Here is a 2,564-nt window from a genome sequence, read left to right as displayed (position 1 = left end):
GGACCGAGTCGGCGCGGGCCGGCCCGCCGGCCACGGCCCGGACCGGCTTTCCGAGGCCCGCGAGGGCGCTCTCCGCGCGCCCCTCCTCCCCGGGAGGGACCACCGCGACGAGCCCGTCCACGACGTCGCTCGCCGCGAGCGCCCGCGCGGCGCGCGCCAACACCGTCTCGCCGCCGAGGACGAGCCACTGCTTCGCGACGCCCGCCCGCTGCCCCGAACCGCCCGCCGCCACGATGCCGATGACCCGCTCCCCGCCGACCATCTCGTCCGCTCCTCTCCGGCGGCCGGGCCGCGCCCGCTCCGCCGCTCGCGTCGGGGCGACCGCCGACCGGCCGGGGTTGGCATCACCCCTGCTACGGTCCGGGCCGTGCCCGCCGCGCGTTCGAACTGGACTCCGCCGCCCGCCCCGACACACGACCGCCGCGCGGACTCTCGTCCGTGCGGCGGTCAGGGCGGGCTCGCCCCGGCGCGCGGCCGGAGCGCTCCCTCAGCAGTTGAAGATGCTCTTCAGATCGTCCTCGACCACCTGCTCGTCGCAAGCCTTCGCGATCGCGAGCTCCTTGATGAGGAGGGACCGGGCCGTGTCGAGCATCTTGCGCTCGCCGAAGGAGAGATCCTTGTCGGACCGGAGCAGGTACAGGTCGCGGAGCACCTCCGCGATCTCGAATACGCTCCCGGTCTTGATCTTGTCCATGTACTCCCGGTAGCGGCGGTTCCACGTCGTCGAGTCGACCGAGACCTCCTTCTCGCGCAGGATCCCGTAGACCCTGCGGACGTCCTTCTCCCCGATGATCTCGCGCAGGCCGACCGAGCCGACCTTGTTCATCGGGATCATGATCTTCATCCCGTTCTCGAGGATGCGGAGCACGTAGAACGACTGTCGCTGGCCGGCGACCTCCTTGTGCTCGATCCCCATCACCTCTCCGACCCCCTGGCCGGGGTAAACCGCCTTGTCCCCGACCTTGAAATTCGGAGCCGTCTGAGTAGCCTGCGTTGCGGGCATTCCTTCCTCCGCTCCACCGCTGGACCCGAGAGCCGACCGGATCGGTCGTGCTCGGGGCGGGAGCTTAGTCGCGGGAAGCTATCACAGCTCTCCGATTCGGTCAATAATACTCGGGAAAATGGTTCCGTTCCGGCGTTCCACGTCGGGCGTGGGGCTCCCGGGTGAGCGCGCACCCGCTCGCCGGCCCGGCCCTCGGCCTGGCGCTCGGCACCGCGGCGGGGTTGACCGGCGCACCCTTCCCCACCTTCGCCGCGGCGGCCTTCCCCCTCGCGCTCTCGCCACCGCTGGCGCCCGCGGCGTTCGGCGCTGCCGGCTGGCTCGCGGCGAGCGCCGCCCGCGCCGCGCCGGCACGGCCGCCCGCCGGCGCCGTGGCGCTCTCGGGGCGCATCGCGTCGCCGCCCGACCGGCTCGACGATCGCGCCCGCTTCCTGCTGCGCACCCCCGGGGGAGACCTGCTCGACGTCTTCGCCGCCCCCACCCCCTGGCCCCTCGCCCTCGGCGATCGCGTTCGCCTTCGCGCGGAGCTCCGGAGCCCGCCGGCGCGCCGGAACCCCGGCGGGCGAGACACCGCCGGGCGTCTCCTCGCGGGCGGCGTCGCGCTCCAGGCGTTCGCGGTCGGGCCGGTGATCCGCGAGGCGCCCCCCAGCGCGGCTGCGATCCTCGAGCGCGCTCGCGACCGGCTGGCCGTGGCCGCCGCCCGCCGCCTCCCGCCGCGCGAGGCGGCGGTGGTCCGCGCCATCGGGACCGGCGACCGGGCCGCCCTCGATCCGGAGACGACCGCGGCCTTCGCGCGGAGCGGGCTCGCGCACGTCCTCGCCGTCTCCGGGCTGCACCTCGTCGTCGTCGTGCTCGGCTTCGAGCGCGCCCTGCGAGCGCTCCTCCTCCGCTGGGACACCGTCGCCACCCGCGCGGATCCCCGGTGCGTCTCGGCGGCCGTCACCCTCCCCCTCACCGCGATCTACGCGCTCGCGACCGGCGCCGGCCCGCCGGTGCTGCGGGCCGCGATCGCCGCGGCCGCCGTGCTCGGCGCCGCGCTCCTCGACCGGGAGCTCGACGCGCTGAACGGCCTCGCCCTCGCCGCCCTGCTCCTCCTCGCCGGCTCGCCCGCCTCCGCCCTCGACCCCGGGTGCCAGCTCTCCTTCGCCGCCGTCGCCGGGCTGGTCCTGTGGGCCGAGCCGCTCCGCCGCCGGATCCCGGTGCCGCGGGCGCCCCCGGGCACGTGGCGCGCCCGCCTCCTCGAGCCGTTCCTCGAGGGCGCCTGCGCGACCGCCGCCGCCTCGGTCGCGACCGCCCCGATCCTCGCCTACCACTTCCGCCAGCTCCCCCTGCTCGGGCTCCTCGCGAACGTCGCCGCGATCCCGATCGGCTCCGGGCTCACCGTCGTCGCCGCCCTCGCGGCGATCGGGGCCGCCCTGTCCCCGGCCGCCGCGGCGCCGCTCCTCGTCGTGGCGGGTCCCCTGGCGCGCGCGCTCCTCGCCCTCGCCCGCGCGTCCGCCGCGCCGGCCTGGAGCGTGCTCGGCGTCGGCTCGCCCGGCGCCGCCGGCACCCTCGCGGCGTGCGC

The 2,564-nt window shown here is 76.4% G+C and carries 3 protein-coding genes; 1 reads left to right on the top strand and 2 read right to left on the bottom strand.

Annotated features, from left to right (window positions below):
• Window positions 1-262: 2-C-methyl-D-erythritol 4-phosphate cytidylyltransferase (locus MNZ27_RS23115; protein WP_242396418.1), on the bottom strand; the 262-nt coding region annotated here is incomplete at its 3' end.
• A gap of 225 nt (window positions 263-487) precedes the next feature.
• A complete protein-coding gene (locus tag MNZ27_RS23110; RefSeq protein ID WP_242396417.1) occupies window positions 488-1,003 on the bottom strand; it encodes a CarD family transcriptional regulator in 516 nt (171 codons plus the stop codon).
• A 161-nt stretch (window positions 1,004-1,164) separates the two neighbouring features.
• Here MNZ27_RS23110 and MNZ27_RS23105 point away from each other — a divergent pair.
• Window positions 1,165-2,564 (top strand): ComEC/Rec2 family competence protein (locus tag MNZ27_RS23105; protein ID WP_242396416.1); only part of this gene is annotated, 1,400 nt, incomplete at its 3' end.

Source organism: Anaeromyxobacter oryzisoli, from assembly GCF_022690765.1.
In the GTDB taxonomy this organism is placed as follows: Bacteria; Myxococcota; Myxococcia; order Myxococcales; family Anaeromyxobacteraceae; genus Anaeromyxobacter; species Anaeromyxobacter oryzisoli.
The sequence above is the reverse complement of the archived record's forward strand: the minus strand, read 5'-3'. Positions and strand labels throughout refer to the sequence as shown.

Excerpts from the sequence above, each read along its gene's own strand:
- MNZ27_RS23110 (WP_242396417.1), bottom strand. The coding sequence starts at position 1,003 with ATGCCCGCAACGCAGGCTACTCAGACGGCTCCGAATTTCAAGGTCGGG.